Origin of the sequence: Bradyrhizobium sp. ma5, from assembly GCF_042258955.1 — a bacterium.
Lineage (GTDB): Bacteria > Pseudomonadota > Alphaproteobacteria > Rhizobiales > Xanthobacteraceae > Bradyrhizobium.
Window position 1 is genome coordinate 5,901,802 of sequence record NZ_CP170156.1, and the last position, 19,006, is coordinate 5,920,807.

A 19,006-nucleotide genomic window follows, 5' to 3' on the forward strand; every position below is an offset into this window, starting at 1 on the left:
AATCCGCCGATGTAATTGGCCCTAACCGCGCAGCCCGGGCACCAGTTCAGCCCCGGTCTCGACCTTGAGCGATGAGCCGGTGAAATCGTTTCCGATCGGCTGGCAATTGCCGCCGAGATGTTTGGCGAGGAACGCTTCGGTGACGCCATAGAAGGCAAGCCGATTTTCCGGCCGCACAAAACCGTGCCCCTCGTCGGCAAATGTGATGTAGGTCACGGGGACGCTGCGCTGCCTGAGCGCATTGACCATCTGCTCGGATTCGGCCGCCACGACCCTCACGTCACGCATGCCCTGCGCGATCAGGATCGGTTTCACCGCACGCTCGATGTGGGTCAGCGGCGAACGTTCGACCAGGAACGCGCGACCGGTCTCGGTGCCGGGATCGCCGAGCCGATTTTTCCAGACGCTGATCCACGGGCCCCAATAGGGCGGGATCGTCGCCATGAAGGTGACGAGATTGGAGATGCCGAACAGGTCGACGATGCAGGCGAAGACATCGGGCGTCTTGGTCGCCGCGACCAGCGCCGAGTAGCCGCCATAGCTGCCGCCGAAGAAGCCGACGCGCTTCGGATCGGCGATGCCTTGCGCGATCGCCCAATCGACCGCGTCGATCAGGTCGTCATGCATCTTGCCGCCCCATTCGTGGTCGGCGGCCGTGATGAAGGCTTTGCCGAAGCCGGTCGAGCCGCGGTAGTTGACGGCAAGCACCGCATAGCCGCGGTTGGCGAGCCATTGATGGACCGGGCTGAACCCCCAGGTGTCGCGGTAATACGGCCCGCCATGGATCACCAGCACCAGCGGCACCGGTCCGGCCGCGGCTTCGACCGGCCGGGTCAGGTAGCAGTTGAGGCGCAGGCCATCGCGCGAGGGGATCACGACCGGCTCGAGCTTGCGCAGTGCAACGCCGTCGAGCGTGTGGCGCTGGGTGAAGAGCTTGCGCACCTGACGGGTCTTGCGGTCGAGCAGCGCGAATTCACCGCTCTCGGTGTCGCGCTCGAAATGGACCGTGCCGAGCCGACGATCGTCGCTGTTGCTGACAAAGCTGATGTCGCCCGCGCCATAGCGGCTGAGATCGGCGAGGTCGTTGGCGACGCTCTGATCGACGGCGTGCCAGCGCATCCGGTCCGTGATCGCCAGCGCCGCCAATGGCCGGCGATTCTCGTCGAACATCGCCCGCACGATGTCGGCATCGTCATCGGCGGCAAGCAGCGTGGTCTGGCGCGTCGCCATGTCGAGGGCGAACAACGCCGCCTTGTCGCGGCCGCGTGAATCGATCAGGTACAGCGTCTTGCCGTCCTCGCTGAAATCCAGCAGCTGGGTCGTATCGGTCTCGGCGATCGGCACCGTCATGAACGGCGCCCAGCTGCCGTCCGGACCGCGCTCGAACACCTCGGCGGAGCCGTCTGCGATCAGGCGCGACGCCAGCCGCAACTGGAATGTGCTGTCGGTGATCAGCGCGATATAGTCGTGGTTCTCGTAGACGAGCGCGCTCGCGCCGGTCACGATGTTGACGCGGTACATGTCGAAGTAGCGCTTGTCGCGCTGGTTGTGCCGCAGCAGCATCTCCTCGGGGAATCTGCGATCGGACTCCTGCAAGAAGGCTTTGACCCCGGTTTCCGGCGTCAACGGCACAATCTTGCCGTCGGTGATGTCGACGCTGGCGGCACGCCAGTTCTCGTCGCCGTCGCGCTCGCGGAAGAACACCACATGGCGGTTGGTATGCGCCCAGCGATAGCCGGCCGAGATGTTGCGATCGGTGACGCGGGTCACCGGCCGCGCCGCCTTGGGATCGGACAGCGGGGCGACCCAGAGATTGTTCACACCGTCGAGCGGCGCGACATAGGACAGCTGCGTCCCGTCCGGGCTGAGGCGGACATTGATGTAATCGGGATTGTCGAAGAACACCCTGCGCGCGATCAGAGCGGACGCCTCTCCGCGCGCCGGAGCGATCAGGTTGGCAAACGGCAGCGAGGCCCCGAGCATGGCGGCGCGGCGCAGCAGCAGACGACGGTCGATCGGCGCAGGCATCTGGTCAGCCCCCTCGGCGACAGTCCCCGACGCCGCAAGGTTAGATGCCGCGCCGTGACCGCGCAACGACGGCCTCGCTCATTGCCGCGCTTGTGATGATGCTCCGATCCAGATCAGCGCGGCGGCGGCAAGCAGCACGCCGGCGGAGATCACGAGTGCCGCATGCAGGCCGGAAATGAAGACCGCGGACCGGCTGACCATCGAGCCGAACAACGCGACACCAAGCACGCTGCCGGTCTGCCGGGTGGCGTTCAGCACCCCGGCCGCGATCCCGGCGTGCTGCGGCTCGGCATTGCCGAGCAGCGCCGATGTCAGGGGCGGCACCAGCAGGCCGAGGCCGCCGCTGATCGCCAGCAGTTGCAGGCAGATCGCGAGATAGCTGGTAGCGGGACCGATGAACAGCATCGCCAGGCATCCGGAGGCCGAGAGCGCGGCGCCGAGCGCGATCGTCCGCGGCGCGCCGATCCGCTCCGCGACATGCGGCGCGATCAAATTGGCGGGCAGCACGGCGCCGAGCATCGGCACGAACGCGAGGCCGGTGGCGAGCGCCGACAGCCCGTTGACCTGCTGGAAGTAGAGGCTGAGCACGAAGATCAGCCCGTAGAACGCAACGTTCACCAGCAGGCCGACCAGTGAGGTCAGAGCAAACATCCGGTGGCTGAACAGCGAGAGTGGCAACATCGGCCGCGCGGCGCGCGCCTCACGCCAGACGAACAGCACGGAGAAGACGGCCGCCAGAACGAAGCCTGCGACCACGAACGGATTGCCCCAGCCGAGCGCACCGCCTTCGATGAGCGCGCCGGCCAGCATGCCGAGCGCGGCGATCGCCGCAATTTGTCCCGGCAGATCGAGCCGGTGCTGGTGATGGCGCGTGGTTTCGCCGGCAAAGCGCCAGGCAAGCCACAGCCCGGCCAGGCCGATCGGCAGATTGACGATGAAGATCGCGCGCCAGCCGACCAGCGTGATCAGCCCGCCGCCGACGAACGGGCCCGCGGTCAGCGCAAGGCTCGCGCCTGCGGCCCAGATGCCGACCGCGCGTCCCCGCGCCTTCTCGTCCGCATAGGCGTGGCGGAGCAGCGCGAGCGAGTTCGGCACCAGGATGGCCGCGGCCAGCCCCTGCACGCAGCGCGCGGCGATCAGCGTCACGGCATCAGGCGCGACGGCGCAGCCAACCGACGCCGCGGTGAAGATGGCAAAGCCGGCCATGAAAATGCGCTTGGCGCCGATCCGGTCGCCGAGCGCGCCCGCGGTCAGGATGAAGGCGGCGAACGCGATGGTGTAGGCGCTGACCACCCATTGCAGCTCGGCGACGCCGCCGCCGAGCGAACCGCCGATGGCGTTGAGCGCCGTGTTGACGATGGTGACGTCGAGCTGCACGACGCCGTAGCCGAGACTCATCGCTGCGAGCGTCAACGTCGCCGCAAGCCCGGTCGGCTGCTGATGCGACACCGCGCGCTGGTCCGGCACGCGCCGGAGGTTCAGGGATGTCTGTTGCATGGTCTTGACCTCGCTTCTCGGCAACCAATGCGAGAGATAGGTCTTCGTTTCTCGATGATACTTCGCTGCGGATCGAAGTGTGGCGTCGTGGTGCCGGCCGTGACCATGTGGCCGCGCGATGTGCGCGGCGTTTTGCCTCAATAGACCTACGGACCGCCCCGCGGCCGCCTCATTGCGGCCCGAACCGCGGTCCACAGCCCGATCACGCAGTTGCGCACAGCGACTTCACACTTTGGTAAACGCCGCAGCCGGCCCGGACCTCCCCCACGCTGATGCATATCGTCTATTCGCTCCGCTCCGACGGCTCCGCAGTGCCGCTGCGACAGCGGCGAAATCGGCAAAAATACCGACGAAATCGCCTGGAACGGCTGAGGGACGGTGGAACATGCAGTGGTCTCGTCGCGGACCACGACATGGCAGCGACTCACATTCCGCAGAGCGAGAACATATGTAGCCAGTATGACAACAACGCTGGACGGGAGCCGAAGGTTGGATTGTCAAGGGCTGCACAACGCATCGGTTTTGCCTTATGGGTCATCGCGTACGGTGCGGTTGCCCGTCACCCGTCGCTGTTCGTGACCGGGTCCCACTGAAATTGTCCCTGCCGGGAGGATGAATGCTTCGGCTGCTGACCACGCTTGGGCGTGGCTTCAAGGAAAAGATCGGCTGGAAACGGCTCGGGATCGCTGCGAGCGTGCTCATCATCGTGTTCGCGGTCACGACGCTGGTCCACACCCTGAAGGGCGTCGACACCGGTATCATCCTCACCGCGCTGACTGACATCGCGCCGCACCGGATCGCGCTCGCGGCGCTCTGCGTCGTCGGGGCGTTCTGCACGCTGACCTTCTATGACTTCTTCGCGCTGCGCACGATCGGCAAGACCCACGTCCCCTACCGCATCGCAGCGCTGTCGAGCTTCACCAGCTACACGATCGGCCACAATATCGGCGCCACCGTCTTTACCGGCGGCGCGATCCGCTTCCGGATCTATTCCGACTACGGCCTCTCCGCGATCGACGTCGCCAAGATCTGCTTTCTCTCGGGCCTGACGTTCTGGCTCGGCAATCTGTTCGTGCTCGGCTTCGGCATGGCCTGGCACCCCGCGGCGGCATCGGCGATGGACCTGCTGCCGCCGGCGATGAACCGGCTGATCGCGCTCGGCTGCCTTGCCGGCATCGGCGCCTATTTCGTCTGGCTCCTGACCGGCGAGAAGCGCCGCGAGCTCGGCCAGAACGGCTGGAAGGTGGTGCTGCCTTCGGCGAAGCTGACGCTGCTGCAGATCATCATCGGCGTGGTCGATCTCGGGTTCTGCGCGCTCGCAATGTATCTCCTGATGCCGACCGAGCCGCATATCGACTTCGTCTCGCTGGCGGTGGTGTTCATCCTGGCGACGCTGCTCGGCTTTGCGAGCCACGCCCCCGGCTCGATCGGCGTGTTCGACGCTGCGATGCTGGTGGCGCTGCCGGAGTTCAGCAAGGAGCAATTGCTGGCGACGCTGGTCGTGTTCCGTATCCTCTATTTCCTGATCCCGTTCGGGATCTCGATCTCGATCATGGGCATGCGCGAGCTGTGGCTCAACGTGGTGCGGCCATGGCAGGAACGAAAAAGACTCAGCCAAGCCTGCACGGCTTCGGCGACCGTGCGGCAACCGATCGAAAGCCGGCAGCAGCAGATCAGGCGGCTGAGACGGTAACAGCGAACGTTATCGGTCCCTCGCCCCGGTGTCTCGGTCCCGGATTTTGGTCTCTGCAGCCGCTTCTCTTATTTTCGCCGTACCACTCGCGTCAAACCGCGCCATGATTGGCTCTTTGGTTCGATTTTCGTTTCGTGCAACGGTCTGCAGCGTGCTGCTCGGCAGCGCGCTCGCGGCGGTATTGGCTTCGGCCGCGGACGCGCAGGATAGCCAGCTCTCGATCTCCTGGGAGGTCCGCAACCGCTTCCGGCTGTTCCGCGAGGAACGCGACTTCCGCCTGCATGTCGAAGGCGGGCTCGGCCGCAGCGTGCTGGCCTCGGAACAGGCGCTGGAACTGCAAAGCGACGGCCGCGGCTGGGCGCGCAACACGGTCAACCGGCTCTGCATCGATCTGCAAGGCCGCGTCAGCGAGCCCTGCACCCGCGACAACGTCAAGGAAAGCTATCTGACGCCGATCGATCACCCGATCGTGGTGCGGCTCGCGGGTCCGGTTCCGGTCGGCGCGACCTGCGCCTGGTCGTTCGACGACGGCGACGGGCCGCAATCCTCGACATTCGATTGCGCCGAGCCGGTCAATCTGCGGGTCCGCTATGGCCGTACCACGGTCGCGACCGTCGACGTCGCCAGCGGCTCGGATGCCAACCAGCGCGTGACGACCCAGATCGCGGTACGCGATTTGCTGATCGCCGGCCTCGGCGACAGCATCGCATCCGGCGAAGGCAATCCCGATCGCGCCATCGCCCTCTCCGACGAGGGGTTCTGCTTCCGCTCCTATCTCGGCGGCGCGCAATATTACCGGCCGAGCCGCGCCGGGTTCAAAGGCGGCCGCGCCTGCGAAGCGCCGGACACCCTGACCAACTGGCAGCGCCAGAGCGCACTGTGGCTCAACTCGGCCTGTCACCGTTCGCTGTACAGCTACCAGACCCGCACCGCGCTTGCGCTCGCCGTGCAATATCCGCATATCGCGGTGACCTATCTGCCGCTGGCCTGCACTGGCGCCACCATCCCCGACGGCCTGCTCGGCTCGCAACAGGCGCGGGAATGTCTGCCGACGAAAACCGCCAACACCTGCTCGGGCACCGTCAACGGCCAGATCGCGGAGCTGCGCACGGCACTCGCAGCCGCCAAGCGCCGGCAGCCGGACCGCACGCTCGATCTCGTGCTGCTGTCGGTCGGCGCCAACGACATCTACTTCTCCGGCCTCGTCGCCAACGTGATCGTCGACACACCGACCGAACGCGCACTGTTCAGCCAGGGCGGCTCGATGGCCAGCGTCGACGATGCCCGCTCAGCCTTGGCGCGCGACCTGCCTGCCGATTTCGCCAAGCTGCGCGATGCGCTGAAGCCGTTGGTCGGCGGCGACCTCTCGCACGTGGTCTACACGGCCTACGCCAATCCGGCGCTGGCCAATGGCGGCGCGCCCTGCCCCGGCGGCCGCGCCGGCTTCGAGATCCATCCCTCGTTCAACGCCGATCCGAAGCGGCTCGCCGCGGTCTCGGGCTTCGTGCAGAACGAGTTCCTTCCGCAGCTCAAGGCGATCGCGCAGTGCCAGTCCGGCATCATCTGCCGCAATCCGCAGGCCGACCGCATGACCTTCGTCGATGCGCATCAGGATGCGTTTGCAAGCCACGGCTTCTGCGCACGCGCGTCGACCGATCCGGAGTTCGACCGCGACTGCTTCGCCGCCAACGGCGACAGCTTCGTCTCCGACATCGTCGCCGCAGCCAGTCAGCCGCTCAAATGCGGCCGCAGCGCCGGCGAATACCGCGCCTATCTGCCGCGTGCACGCTGGATCCGCGACGCCAATGACAGCTATTTCGCGGCGATGACCTACCCGCAGGGGCTGCCGTCGTCGATGCAGCCTACCGACATCCACGATGCGACGTGGGGCATTCTGTCGGCGGTGTATGGCGGCGCGGTGCATCCGAGCGCCGAAGGTCATGCGGCGATGGCCGATGCTGCGGTCCCCGCAGCCGCCGCCGTGCTGCGCTTGAACACCACGGTGCCTGAGGTGATTTCCGAGCCCGTCGCGCCGTTGCCGACCGCACCGGAGCAACGCTGAACGCTGCACGCTCGCGAGGCCGCGCGCGTGCGGCCGCGAACGAACCCGATCCCAATGAGGGTCCTAGTGCCGCTTCGTCGCGGGCAAAGGCGCCGGCGGAGGCGGCGGCTTCATCGCTGCGGCTTGCGCGGGCAGATATTTGGCGACGATTGTAGGATCGAGCTGCGCCATCGCCGTATCCGGCAGCCGGGTCCAGACCTCGTCCTTGCCGAACAGCGAGATGCCGAGATAGCCGCGCATGGTTAGCGTCTGTCCATCGGCGCTCAGCGTCATCTTGGCCTTATAGATCTTGCCGTTGCGCGGATCGAGCACGTTGCCGCCTTCATAGGCGAGCCCGTTGCGCTTCATGTCGCGGATCAGGGGAATGCCAAGCCACGGCATGTCCTTGCGATCGTCGGTGCATTTCGAGCAGACCGGATTGGGCGGATCGCCGGGCGCCGAGAACATCTTTGCGATCATGCCTTCGAACAGGCCGTTGCGCTCGATCACCAGGAACCAGCCCTCGGGCTTGCCGTCTTCGATCTTCTGCCAGAGTCCGGCCGCCGACAGCTCGGCCGCGGAAGCTGCAAGCGGAGCAGCTAGCGCAAAGGCCGAGGCGATCGCCAGGATCAGCCGAAGTCTGGATAGCGTGTTCCGCATCATCATCACCTGATCAATCGACAAACCCGACTACGAGCAGACTACGGCCATTTCGCGAAGTGTTCCAGTACCCGCGCCGCACGGTCAATGACCCATGCCCCTGGCATTGGTCGCTGCTGAAGTGGAATCAGTTCACTCCAAGCTTCTTCTGCAAACTTGATGACGAGGTTGTGTACTGGAACACCAGGCGCTTGTCCGGATACACGTAGCGATGCGCCTTCTGCGCCATCAGCGCGCCCTCGTGGAAGCCGGACAGAATGAGCTTCAGCTTGCCCGGATAGGTGTTGATGTCGCCGATCGCGAAGATGCCTGAAACGTTGGTCTCGAACGCTGCGGTGTCGACCGGCACCAGATTGTTCTCCAGCGCCACGCCCCAGTTCGCGACCGGACCGAGCTTCATGGTGAGCCCGAAGAACGGCAGCATCGTATCGCAGGCGATCGTCGACATCGCATTGTCGTTGGCCTTCAGCGCGGCGCCCGAGAGTTGACCGTTGGCGCCCTCGAGCCCGGTGACCTGGCCGATCTTCAGATCCATCTTGCCGTCGGCAACCAGCGAGCGCATCTGCTCGACGCTGTGCGGCGCTGCGCGGAAATCGTCGCGCCGATGCAGCAGCGTGATGCGCTTGGCGATCGGATGCAGATTGAGCGTCCAGTCGAGCGCAGAGTCGCCGCCGCCGACGATCAGGATGTTCTTGTCGCGGAATTGCTCCATCTTGCGCACGGCATAGAACACCGACGTGCCTTCATAGGCCTCGATGCCCGGCACCGGCGGACGCTTCGGCTGGAACGAACCGCCGCCCGCGGAGATCACGACGACCTTGACCTCGAACTCCTTGCCGGCATCGGTCTTCACGCGGAACAGCGGATCGCCGATCTTCTCGATGCTCTCCACCATCTCGTTGAGATGGAAGGTCGGGCCGAACGGCTTGATCTGCTCCAGCAGCTGCTCGGTCAGGCCCTGGCCGGTGACAAAGGGAATGCCGGGAATGTCGTAGATCGGCTTCTCGGGATAGAGCTCGGCGCACTGCCCGCCGATCTTGTCGAGGATGTCGACCAGATGCACCTTCATGTCGAGCAGGCCCAGTTCGAACACGGCGAACAGACCGCAGGGGCCCGCGCCAATAATCAGCACATCGGTCTTGATCGCTTCGCTCATGTCCGCTTCTTTTCAGTTGAGATCGACTGGACGGCTCTCGCCTGCCCAGCCAAATGGGCCGGATCGGGACATGCATAATAGGGACAGTGGCTGGCGCGGCAACCCCTTGCCGAGCCTGCGTAACTCGGCTGTATGGGCGGGAAACCGATGGAGATCCCCCTCGTGAATGCCCCTGTCCGCGCCGACGAGGCGCTGCGCCTGGAAGACTTTCCCTATCGCCTGTCCGACAATGTGCGCTTTGCCGATCTCGACCCGAACGGGCACGTCAACAACGCCGTCTATGCGAGCTATTTTGAAACCGGCCGTGTCACGCTGGTGAAGGACCTCAGCATGGGGCTGATGCCGGCCGGGCTTGGCTGGATCATGGTACGGCTCGACATCCATTTCCGCGCCGAGTTGCACTGGCCGGGCCAGATCGAACTCGGGCTCGGTCTCGTCAAGTTCGGACGGACGTCGACCACTTTCGATCAGGTGGTATTTTCGGAAGGGAGATGCGTGGCGTCGGCGAAGGCGGTCACCGTGATGATCGATGAGACCACGCGCAGACCGACGCCGCTGCCGGCGGAGGTCAAGGAGAACTTCCGCCGCTGGGTCCGTCGCGGTGTGAACCCGGACGGCGAATAGAGACGACAGAGCGTTTTCGAGCGAAGTGGATACCGGTTCGCGTGAAGAAAACGCGTCAAAACAAGATCTAGAGCCTCGTTCCGATTCAATCGGAACGAAAGGCTCTAGGCTTGGCGCTCGGGCGTCGACACGACCAGTCCGTCGAGATCGTCGGTCACCTTGATCTGGCAGGACAGCCGGGAATTCGGACGCACGTCGAAGCCGAAATCCAGCATGTCTTCTTCCATCGGCGACGGCGCGCCGACCTTCTCGCGCCACGCGTCATCGACATAGACATGGCAGGTCGCACAGGCGCAGGCGCCACCGCATTCGGCTTCAATGCCGGGAATGGCGTTGCGGATCGCGCCTTCCATCACCGTCGCGCCGTTCTCGATATCAATGGAGCGTTTCTCTCCGGAATGGTCGATAAAGTGGATTTTGGCCATGATTGCTCGTGCTGCCGGAATGCGCCGGACGATGGTTGGAAAGGTCCCGGGCAGTCGTATAACGGGTCGATCTTCACAGCGCTAGCGCGGAGACCGAAAACCTGCCGGCCGGCCGGGACGGCGCCCAGACCATTGCCGCAGGCCGTGGAGTTGCTGGAAAGCCTAGGAGCGGCCCAGAATCAGCTCGATCGCCGTACGCGCCTCGGCGATCGCGGCCCCGAGCGCGGCGAGCGGCTGGGCCGGGTCGGAACCGGCGATCAGCGCGGTTTCCAGGTTGGCGGCAGCCTCGGCGACACCGAAGGCGCCAATCGCCCGCGCCGATCCCTTCAGGGTGTGGGCGTGGGTCGGAGCCTCGGGCGGCAAGGCAGCCAGCTCGCCAAGGATCCGGGCCGACTGGGTCGAGAACATCGCCAGCACTTCCCGCTCCAAGCCCGGGTCGCCCAGCGTCATCCGTCGAAGGTGATCGACGTCGATCGGCCCGTCGCCCGGCGCGAGCGGCGGCGATTGCGTCCATTCAACCCGTTCGAGATGAAGCGGCATGGCCTGTCCCTGTCGTCTCTGCCGGGCTTCACCGGCGGACCGTTCGCCCAGCCAATCACGAAACTGGTTAACGAATTGTTGTCGGGATGATCGGCAAAACCGCCCGATTCTGGACAATTTCCGGACACAATCGGCCCTCTCCGGCGGGAATTTCGAGCACCCATAAGGCCTTATGGCGCAAAGCTGTTAACGATGATTAAGAAAGTATTAATCGCAAGCATTTCATTCGCATCGCTCTCCCAATAGGATGTTTGCGGATGTAGCGGACAAGCCGCCGAGGGGGCGCTTGCGCTCCGCTTGTGGGCACCGGCTTCGAGCTTGCGCGGGGACGTTTCGCAGGCTCGCCGACGCGTAAAATAGTGAGAGGGCTCAGACTGAACATGGCGAACACTCCCAAGAAGGTCAAAGATCCCACCGAGGTCGCGCTTTCTGCCATCCAGGAAGCCCTCAACATCGGCGAGCAAGGCGCTGAGAGCCGCAGCCCCCTCAACGAAGGCGCCGCGCCGCCGAACCTGCCGCCATCAGCTCCGGATTTTTCAGCCGCATCGTTCGAGTCCCGCTCGAATAGCGATCGTTCGGTGTTCGAGCCGAGCGAGGAACCGCGCGCGCCGCGCCGCGCCGCCAATGATGATCGCGAGACCATCGGCCAGATGCTGCAGACGCTGCAGGGAGGCCGCGCCCGCAACGCCTTCACGCTGTTCTTCGTCTGCTCCGGCGCCTGGCTGCTCGGCGGCGTCATCCTCACCATCGCGTTCTGGCCGGCCCTGCAGGCTTCGATGGCCCAGGGCACCGGCGTGCTGGTGCTCGCCGGCCTCGCCGCGCTGTTCGCCGTTCCGGTGCTGCTGTTCTATTACCTCGCCAGCCTCGCCTCGCACGGCCAGCGCATGCAGATGATCGCGCAATCGATGGCGCAGGTCGCGATGCGATTCTCCGAGCCGGAAAACGCCGCCGCCGATTCCATGGTGACGGTCGGCCAGGCGATCCGCCGCGAAGTCGCGGCGATGGGCGACGGCGTCGAGCGCGCGATCGCGCGCGCCGGCGAACTCGAGACCCTCGTTGCCAACGAGGTGGCGGCGCTGGAGCGCGCCTATTCCGACAATGAGGTGCGCATCCGCGCGCTGCTGCAGGACATCGCCCACCAGCGCGACAATCTGGTCGGCCAGGCCGAGCAGGTGCGTAGCGCGATCTCCGGCGTGCAGATCGACCTGCGCCACGACATCGCGCTGATCTCGGACGCGATTGCCTCGCGCGTCGACGAGGTCGCCAAGAGCATCACCGGCGCGCTGGAAGAGCGCGGCCAGCACATCACGACCGCGCTGAGCCATGCCGGCGACAACATGATCCTCGCGCTCGGCGAACGCGGCGGCGACCTGCTCGACCGCCTCGAGGAAGCCAGCGCCGAGACCACGCGCGCGGTGATGGACGCCTCCGAGCGACTCACCACCAGCCTCAACTTCAAGACCGGTCACGTCCATGACGAGTTCGTCGATCTGGCCGACCGCGTCCACGAGATGCTGAACGAGCGCATCGACCGCATCACAGGCGAGTTCGAGCAGCGTTCGTCCGCGATCGTCGACGGCATCTCCGACCGCACCGAAGAGGTCCACGACTCCCTGAAGAACTCCGCGGACTCGCTGCTGCTCGAGCTCGAGCTGCGCAGCAACGACCTCGTCAGCAAGATCGACGACGCCGGCAACCGCCTCGCCGGCCAGATCATGACGTCCGGCGACAGGGCGAGCGAAGCGCTCGACGTCACCGTCAACTCGCTGGTCGCCAAGGTGGTGGGCCAGACCGAGACCGCGCACGACTCGCTGTCGCTGCAGATGAGCGCGTTCGATGACCTGGTGAAGAACCACGGCAGCGAGCTCGCCGAGAAATTCGCCCGCGACTCCGGCACGCTCGGCGCGCTGATCACCCGCCACATCTCGGAATTCGACCGCACCGTGAAGACCTTCGGCGGCGACATCGTCGAGCGCATGGGCCAGCGGACCCAGGACATCGCCGACAGCCTGAAGACCTATGTCGACACCTTCGACAATCGGGTCACCTCGAATAGCGGCGAGATCACCGCTTCGCTCGACCAGCGCCTGCTGCAGTTCGAGACCACGCTCGGCAGCCGCGTCACCAATCTCGACGCCTCGCTGACCGACAAGCTGTCGTCGTTCGATTCATCGCTCGCCACCAAGATCGGCTCGTTCGACGGCCGCCTGCAGTCGCTGGATGACGCGATCGACGGCCGCATGAGGTCGCTCGAAGTCACCTTCGAGAGCCGCGCCAAGTCGGTCACCGACACCATCGACGGCCATCTCGGCACGCTCGCGACCCAGCTGACCGAAGGCGCCACCCAGGCGATCCACTCGATCGACTCGCGCCTCGGCCTGCTGACCACGACCCTGACCGAGGGCACCGTGCAGGCGATCGCCGCGGTCGACCATCGCATCAACGGCGTCACCGAGACCATCGACGGCCACAGCAACCGCCTGGTCGACACCATCAACGGCCACAGCACCCGCCTCGCCGATACCATCGACGGTCACAGCACCCGCCTCGCCGATACCATCAACGGTCACAACACCCGCCTCGTCGAGACCATCAGTGGTCATAGCTCGAACGTGACCGACACCATCTCGGCGCGCTTCGCCGACATCCAGCAGGGCATCGAGAGCCGCGTCGGCGCCATCGCCGGCGACATCGACACCCGCGTCGCGCAGTTCGAGGACCTGCTGGGCTCGCGCGTCGAGGCCGTCGCCGGCCGCATCGAGAGCAGCGGCCGCCAGGCGAGCGAGGACATGATGTCCCGCGCCGAAATGTTGTCGTCGAGCATCAAGTCCCATGTCGAGGACGCCGAGCGCTCGCTGACCAACCTCGTGGTCAACACCAGCGAAACCATCCAGACCGGCGCGCGCACCGCGCAGCAGGCGCTGCTCACCGTGTCCGCGGATGTCGGCAACCAGCTCAAGCTGAGCTCGGCCGAGGTCGAGGGCGTGCTGACCGCCGTCGGCACCAGCGCCGCCAACTCGATCCTCACCAGTGCCCGCGACGCCCAGGTGTCGTTGGTCTCCGCATCCGGCGACGTCGCCTCGCAGATCAAGGCGCTGTCGGAGGACGTCGAGCGCACGCTGCAGGCGGCCGGTAGCGCCACCGCGGCCTCCGTGCTGTCCGGCGCCCGCGACGCGCAGACCACGCTGGTCTCGGCCTCGATCGAAGCCGCAAGCCAGGTCAAGTCGCTTGCCGCCGACGTCGAGCAATCGCTATCGATGTCCGGCTCTGCCGCTGCCGAAGCGATCATGACCGGTGCCCGCGAGGCCCAGACCACGCTGATCGCGACGTCGAACGACGTCACCGGCCAGGTCAAGTCGCTCGCCAGCGACGTCGAGCGCTCGCTGTCGATGGCCGGGTCCGCTACCGCGGAAGCCGTCGTCGCCTCCACTCGCGAAGCTCAGAGCACGCTGGCCGGCGCGTCGACCGAAGCCACCAACCTCGCCCGCACGCTCGCGGCCGACATCCAGCACTCGCTCTCGACCGCCGGCACCGCTACCGCGGAAGCCGTCGTCGCCTCCGCCCGCGAGGCCCAGAACACGCTGGCCGGTGCGTCCACCGACGCCACCAATCTGGTCCGCACCCTGTCGGCCGATATCGAGCGCTCGCTGTCGATGGCAGGCTCCGCCACCGCGGAAGCCATCGTCGCCTCGGCGCGCGAGGCCCAGAGCACGCTGGCGAGTACATCCACCGAGGCCACCGATCTGGTCCGCACCCTGGCCGCCGACATGGAGCGTTCGCTGTCGATGGCCGGCTCCGCCACCGCGGAATCGATCACGTCAGGCGCGCGTGAAGCCCAGAGCATGCTGGTCAACGCATCGACCGAGTCTGCGACAAAGGTGTCGGCGCTTGCCGCCGATATCCAGCGCGCGCTGTCGATGGCCGGTTCCGGCACCATCGAGGCGCTGACGGCCGGCGCTCGCGAGGCGCAGAACACCCTCGTCACCGCGTCGACCGAAGCAGCCAACCACGTCAAGTCGCTGGCAGCCGATGTCGAGCGCACCCTGACGTCGGTCGGCACCAACACCGCCCAGACGATCGTCGGCAGTGCCCGCGATGCCCAGAACTCGTTCGTGGCAACGTCGAGCGAGGCCGCAAGCCAGATGCGCGCGATCTCGGTCGAGATCGAGCGCTCGCTGACCGCGGCCAGCGCCGAGACCGCACAGACCATCCTGGGCAGCGCCCGCGAGGCCCAGAGCTCGTTTGCGGCGACCTCCGCCGATGCCGCCGCCCAGATCCGCACGCTCTCGACCGATATCGAGCGCGCGCTGGGTTCGGTCACGGCCAAGACCACCGACAACATCCAGACCTCTGCGCAGAACGCACAGGCCGCGCTGATCACGATGTCCAACGAGGTCTCGACCAAGGTCAAGACGACCTCCGCCGACATCGAACGTTCGGTGCTGTCCGCCTCCAGCGCATTCGGCTCGGCGATGACCGGCAAGACCGACGAGATCGTCACCTATGTGCAGCAGCAGACCGAGCGGCTGTCGCAGATGGTCGACGGCCGCCGCGGCTCGCTGGTCGAGGCGCTGACCGCCAAGACCACGCAGCTGTCGAACGACATGGATCGCGCCACCGCGGACGCGCTGAAGGCGATCGAAACCCGCGGCCTCGCCTTCTCGCAGTCGATGGCGGCGCACGGTGGCGACGTCGCGCGCAACATCACCTCGGCCGGCGATCAGGCGACCGGTGCCGTGGCGAAGTCGCTCAAGGAGCTCGAGCATGCCTCCCGCGCGGCGATCGACCAGTCGCGCCAGGTCTCGATCTCGGCCGTCACGGAGATGCAGGAGACCAGCAAGATCCTGCGCACCGACACGGTGGCGCTGTTCGAGCGGCTGCGCGAGGGCAACATCCTGCTGCAGGAAGTGTTGACCGGCGCCCACGACAACCTCAACTCGCTGGAGCGCGCGCTGGTGACCCGCGTGGCCGACTTCGTGTCCGCCATGAACGACGTCACCTCGCGCAACGGCGTGGCGACCCAGACGCTGGAAGACCAGCTCACGGTGTTCAACAGCAAGACCGGCAAGGCGCTGGAAGATCTCGGCGCGCTGTCAAGCCAGTTCGAGACCCATGGCAAGGCGCTAATCGATGCGGCTGCCGTGGTCGAGCAGGCCAACCGTTCGACGACGACCTCCGTCAGCGAGCGCAAGTCGGCGCTGGAATCGCTGGTCACGACCATCGACCTGCGCACCACCGATCTCGACCAGCGGCTGTCGCGCTTCACCGGACTGCTCGATGAATCGCTCGGCGCGGCCGAGGAACGCGCCCGCGACATCGCGCGCGTGGTGGCGGAGACCGCAGGCGCAGGTTCGGCTGCGATCAGCAAGCAGTTCGAGGCGGTGCGCATGGCCGCCGAGAACGAGCGTCAGCAGACCGTCGACGCCATGAACGACCTCTACCAGCAGAGCAATGCCGAGACCGATGCGATGTTCAGGGAATCGACGGAGAAGTTCTCCGCGATGGTCACGGCGATGAAGCAGATGGCGAGCGAGATGCACAACGAGCTCGAGGCCACCCGCAACGAGCTGCGCCGCGGCGTGCTGGAAATGCCGCAGGAGGCCGCCGAAAACACTGCGCAAATGCGCAAGGTGATCGTCGACCAGATCGAGGCCCTGGCCGAATTGAACCGCATCGTCGCCCATCACGGCCGCGGCCTCGACGTGGTCTCGACCAACCGCGCCAGCGTCCGCCACGAGGAGCCGGCGGTGATGGCTGCCGCCGGCGGCCGCGCCGACGTGCGCATGCGGGACAGCGTGCGCGACAATGGCAACAGCGCCTCGACGCTGCCGCCGCCGGATCTCGGCATGTCGACCTCGCGCCGCACCGAAGCTCCGTCGGTCAGCCCGGCCGGCCCCAACAACGGTGATGGCTGGCTGTCCGACCTGCTCAACCGCAGCGACGCGCCGCCGCCTGCCCCGCAGGGCCGCGACGCCCAGCAGCGCCCGCGTCCGCAGCAGCCGCAGCCGCAGCCGGCCGCCAATCCGCTGGAGTCGCTGTCGCTCGACATCGGCCGGCTGATGGACCGCACGCTCGCCGCCGAGATGTGGGATCGCTACCAGCGCGGCGAGAACAAGGCGTTCTCCAAGCGCCTCTACACGCCGGCCGGCCAGAAGGCCTTCGATGAAGTGGCCCGCAAGTACCGCGCCGACCGCGGCTTCAAGCAGACGGTCGACCGCTACATCGCGGAGTTCGAGCGCCTGCTCGACGAAGTCGCCCGCGAAGGCCGCGGCCAGCAGGAGCTGAGCAGCCACCTGACCTCGGAGACCGGGCTGGTCTACACCCTGCTCGCCCACGCGGCAGGACGGCTGGGGTAAGCTGCGACTAGCGAATGGAGAACGGAGACCTAAAGGTCTCCGTTTTTGTTTTGGCTAAGGCGAACGGCTCGCGGAGACGCGATGGAGAACAATCGTCATTGCGAGCGGAGCGAAGCAATCCACCTCTCGACTCGGCGCACGATGGATTGCTTCGTCGCTTCGCTCCTCGCAATGACGGGCCTGGCAGCGGGGAAAAGAGCTACTCGCTACTCGCGCAACCCACTACCGCCGCCGCGGCCCGGTCGGCGCTGCGGCGGGAGCCGGCGCGGGCTCGGGTGCGGCGTTGTTGCTGCCGCCGAAGATCACCCGGCTCGGGTTGCGGTCGAAATTGTTCACGGCGCGGCTGATGTCGGACAGTGTGCGGCGGCCGTCGTTGATCAGCAGATTGGACCGCTTGTCGACGTTGTCGGCGAGCTCGCGGATCGACTTCACCATCAGGTTCAGCTCGCTGCCATTGTTGCCGCCAGCGATCGCGTTGAGGCCCAGCATCAGATTGTCGGCCTTGCCCATCACGCCGTCGACCTTGAGCATGACGTTGTCGATCTTCTCGGAATTGCGCGCTAAGGCCTGGGTGAAGACCTCGAGATTCTTCAGCGAATTCTTCACCGACTGCTGGTTGTCGGCGACGATGCGGTTGACGTTTTGCAGCGTGGCGCGGATCGCCTCGGTGACGTCCTGCAACGCGTTCGGGTCGGCGGTCAGAACCGGGATGCCGTCCTCATCCAGCGGCACCGGCGGGGCGGCCTCCTCGCCACCTTTCAACGAGATCGCGGCGACGCCGGTCAGGCCCTGGAATTCGAGGCCGACGAGGGTGTCCTTGCGCAGCGGTGCGTTGTTCTCGATCATCGCCAGAGCGACCACGCGGCGGGGGTTGTCGAGCTTGACCGAGACGACCTCCCCTATCCTGATACCGTTGAAATTGACGTTGCCGCCGTTGCGCAGGCCCGACGCCGGCCCCTCGAAGATCACCCGCAAGGGGCTGCGCTGCTTGGTGGTGTGCAGGCTCTGGAACCACAGCACGAAGCCGAACGCCGCGGCGATTACCGCCAGCGTGAAAGCCCCGATCAAGACGTAGTTCGCCCGCGTTTCCATCAACTGCTCGCGTTCATCACTCTTGGGCGCTCGCGCAGTCAGCCTGCGTTCGAGCCCGTCGAATTCCCTGTTGGCGCATGATCTCGTCCGAAAACCGGTCTTTTCGCTTCGGGATCATGAGCTAGGCCACAACGGCGCGGGCGCGCTTGCCGTTGAAATATTGCTGCAGCCACGGATGCTGCGATGCCTTCATGTCGGCGATCGATCCTGCAGCAATGATCTTACCGTTCCCTAAAACCGCGATACGGTCGCACGCCGTGTAAAGACTGTCGAGATCGTGGGTTACCATGAAAACGGTCAGCCCCAAAGTGCGCTGCAGGGTGCGCACCAGCTCGTCGAAATCGCCGGCGCCGATTGGATCGAGGCCGGACGTCGGCTCGTCGAGAAACACGAGCTCGGGATCGAGCGCGAGCGCGCGCGCCAGCGCGACGCGCTTGATCATGCCGCCGGACAGTTCCGACGGATACCGATCGGCGACCTCGGGCTTCAGCCCGACCATTACCAGCTTCGCCACCACGATCTCGTCGAGCAGCCGCTGCGAGACGCGCAGGTATTCGCGCGCCGGAAACTGGATGTTCTGGCGCACCGTGAGCGAGGAGAACAGCGCGCCCTGCTGGAACAAGACGCCCCAGCGCCGCTCGACGCCGCGGCGCTGCGCCGAGTTCGCGGCATCGAGATCGACGCCGAACACTTCGATGCGGCCGGAGACCTTCGGCACCAGGCCGATGATGGTGCGCGTCAATACCGACTTGCCGGCGCCAGACGGGCCGACGAAGCCGAGGATCTCGCCGCGCTTGACGTCGAGGTCGAGGCCGTCGAGCACGCGCGTGTTGCCGAACTGAACGGTAATGTCGCGGACCCGGATGACGGCGTCGATATCCTGCTCGGCCATGA

Annotated in this window: 12 protein-coding genes; 4 read left to right on the forward strand and 8 right to left on the reverse strand. The window is 66.0% G+C overall.

Annotated features, from left to right (window positions below; translation table 11 throughout):
* Window positions 1–21: 21 nt before the first annotated feature.
* A complete protein-coding gene (locus ACE103_RS27720; RefSeq protein WP_375775641.1) occupies window positions 22–2,028 on the reverse strand; it encodes a S9 family peptidase in 2,007 nt (668 codons plus the stop codon).
* 78 nt (window positions 2,029–2,106) lie between these two features.
* Complete coding sequence (locus ACE103_RS27725) at window positions 2,107–3,525, reverse strand: MFS transporter (protein WP_375775642.1); 1,419 nt, start codon at window positions 3,523–3,525, stop codon at window positions 2,107–2,109.
* Window positions 3,526–4,141: 616 nt separating this feature from the next.
* On the opposite strand from ACE103_RS27725, the gene ACE103_RS27730 reads away from it, so the two are divergent.
* Window positions 4,142–5,218, forward strand: a complete 1,077-nt coding sequence (locus ACE103_RS27730; protein WP_092115450.1) for a YbhN family protein — start codon at window positions 4,142–4,144, stop codon at window positions 5,216–5,218.
* Between the two features lie 115 nt (window positions 5,219–5,333).
* On the forward strand, window positions 5,334–7,280 hold the full coding sequence (locus tag ACE103_RS27735; RefSeq protein WP_375775643.1) for a hypothetical protein: 1,947 nt from the start codon (window positions 5,334–5,336) through the stop codon (window positions 7,278–7,280).
* A gap of 63 nt (window positions 7,281–7,343) precedes the next feature.
* Here ACE103_RS27735 and ACE103_RS27740 read toward each other — a convergent pair whose 3' ends face one another.
* Window positions 7,344–7,919, reverse strand: coding sequence for a DUF2147 domain-containing protein (locus tag ACE103_RS27740; protein ID WP_223970155.1), 576 nt, complete (start codon window positions 7,917–7,919; stop codon window positions 7,344–7,346).
* 127 nt (window positions 7,920–8,046) lie between these two features.
* The gene (locus tag ACE103_RS27745; protein WP_223970154.1) at window positions 8,047–9,075 is read right to left on the reverse strand and encodes an NAD(P)/FAD-dependent oxidoreductase; all 1,029 of its coding nucleotides are present in this window, start codon (window positions 9,073–9,075) and stop codon (window positions 8,047–8,049) included.
* Between the two features lie 162 nt (window positions 9,076–9,237).
* Between ACE103_RS27745 and ACE103_RS27750 the strand changes: the two genes are divergently transcribed.
* Window positions 9,238–9,699, forward strand: coding sequence for a thioesterase family protein (locus ACE103_RS27750; protein WP_223970153.1), 462 nt, complete (start codon window positions 9,238–9,240; stop codon window positions 9,697–9,699).
* Window positions 9,700–9,803: 104 nt separating this feature from the next.
* Here ACE103_RS27750 and ACE103_RS27755 read toward each other — a convergent pair whose 3' ends face one another.
* Both ACE103_RS27755 and ACE103_RS27760 read right to left on the reverse strand, forming a co-directional pair.
* Window positions 9,804–10,124, reverse strand: coding sequence for a 2Fe-2S iron-sulfur cluster-binding protein (locus ACE103_RS27755; protein ID WP_092115454.1), 321 nt, complete (start codon window positions 10,122–10,124; stop codon window positions 9,804–9,806).
* A 162-nt stretch (window positions 10,125–10,286) separates the two neighbouring features.
* Complete coding sequence (locus ACE103_RS27760; protein ID WP_375775644.1) at window positions 10,287–10,664, reverse strand: Hpt domain-containing protein; 378 nt, start codon at window positions 10,662–10,664, stop codon at window positions 10,287–10,289.
* 380 nt (window positions 10,665–11,044) lie between these two features.
* Between ACE103_RS27760 and ACE103_RS27765 the strand changes: the two genes are divergently transcribed.
* Entirely contained in the window at window positions 11,045–17,020 is a 5,976-nt protein-coding gene (locus ACE103_RS27765; protein WP_375775645.1) for a negative regulator of septation ring formation, read from the forward strand.
* 222 nt (window positions 17,021–17,242) lie between these two features.
* Here ACE103_RS27765 and ACE103_RS27770 read toward each other — a convergent pair whose 3' ends face one another.
* On the reverse strand, window positions 17,243–18,112 hold the full coding sequence (locus tag ACE103_RS27770) for an MlaD family protein (RefSeq protein WP_223970151.1): 870 nt from the start codon (window positions 18,110–18,112) through the stop codon (window positions 17,243–17,245).
* 121 nt (window positions 18,113–18,233) lie between these two features.
* Entirely contained in the window at window positions 18,234–19,004 is a 771-nt protein-coding gene (locus ACE103_RS27775) for an ABC transporter ATP-binding protein (RefSeq protein ID WP_375775646.1), read from the reverse strand.
* Window positions 19,005–19,006: the final 2 nt, after the last annotated feature.

Bases quoted from the DNA above. Each gene is read 5' to 3' on its own strand.
- ACE103_RS27770 (WP_223970151.1), bottom strand. From the start codon at position 18,112: ATGGAAACGCGGGCGAACTACGTCTTGATCGGGGCTTTCACGCTGGCG.
- ACE103_RS27775 (WP_375775646.1), bottom strand. From the start codon at position 19,004: ATGGCCGAGCAGGATATCGACGCCGTCATCCGGGTCCGCGACATTACC.
- ACE103_RS27720 (WP_375775641.1), bottom strand. From the start codon at position 2,028: ATGCCTGCGCCGATCGACCGTCGTCTGCTGCTGCGCCGCGCCGCCATG.
- ACE103_RS27755 (WP_092115454.1), bottom strand. From the start codon at position 10,124: ATGGCCAAAATCCACTTTATCGACCATTCCGGAGAGAAACGCTCCATT.
- ACE103_RS27745 (WP_223970154.1), bottom strand. From the start codon at position 9,075: ATGAGCGAAGCGATCAAGACCGATGTGCTGATTATTGGCGCGGGCCCC.
- ACE103_RS27760 (WP_375775644.1), bottom strand. From the start codon at position 10,664: ATGCCGCTTCATCTCGAACGGGTTGAATGGACGCAATCGCCGCCGCTC.
- ACE103_RS27765 (WP_375775645.1), top strand. From the start codon at position 11,045: ATGGCGAACACTCCCAAGAAGGTCAAAGATCCCACCGAGGTCGCGCTT.
- ACE103_RS27725 (WP_375775642.1), bottom strand. From the start codon at position 3,525: ATGCAACAGACATCCCTGAACCTCCGGCGCGTGCCGGACCAGCGCGCG.
- ACE103_RS27740 (WP_223970155.1), bottom strand. From the start codon at position 7,919: ATGCGGAACACGCTATCCAGACTTCGGCTGATCCTGGCGATCGCCTCG.
- ACE103_RS27730 (WP_092115450.1), top strand. From the start codon at position 4,142: ATGCTTCGGCTGCTGACCACGCTTGGGCGTGGCTTCAAGGAAAAGATC.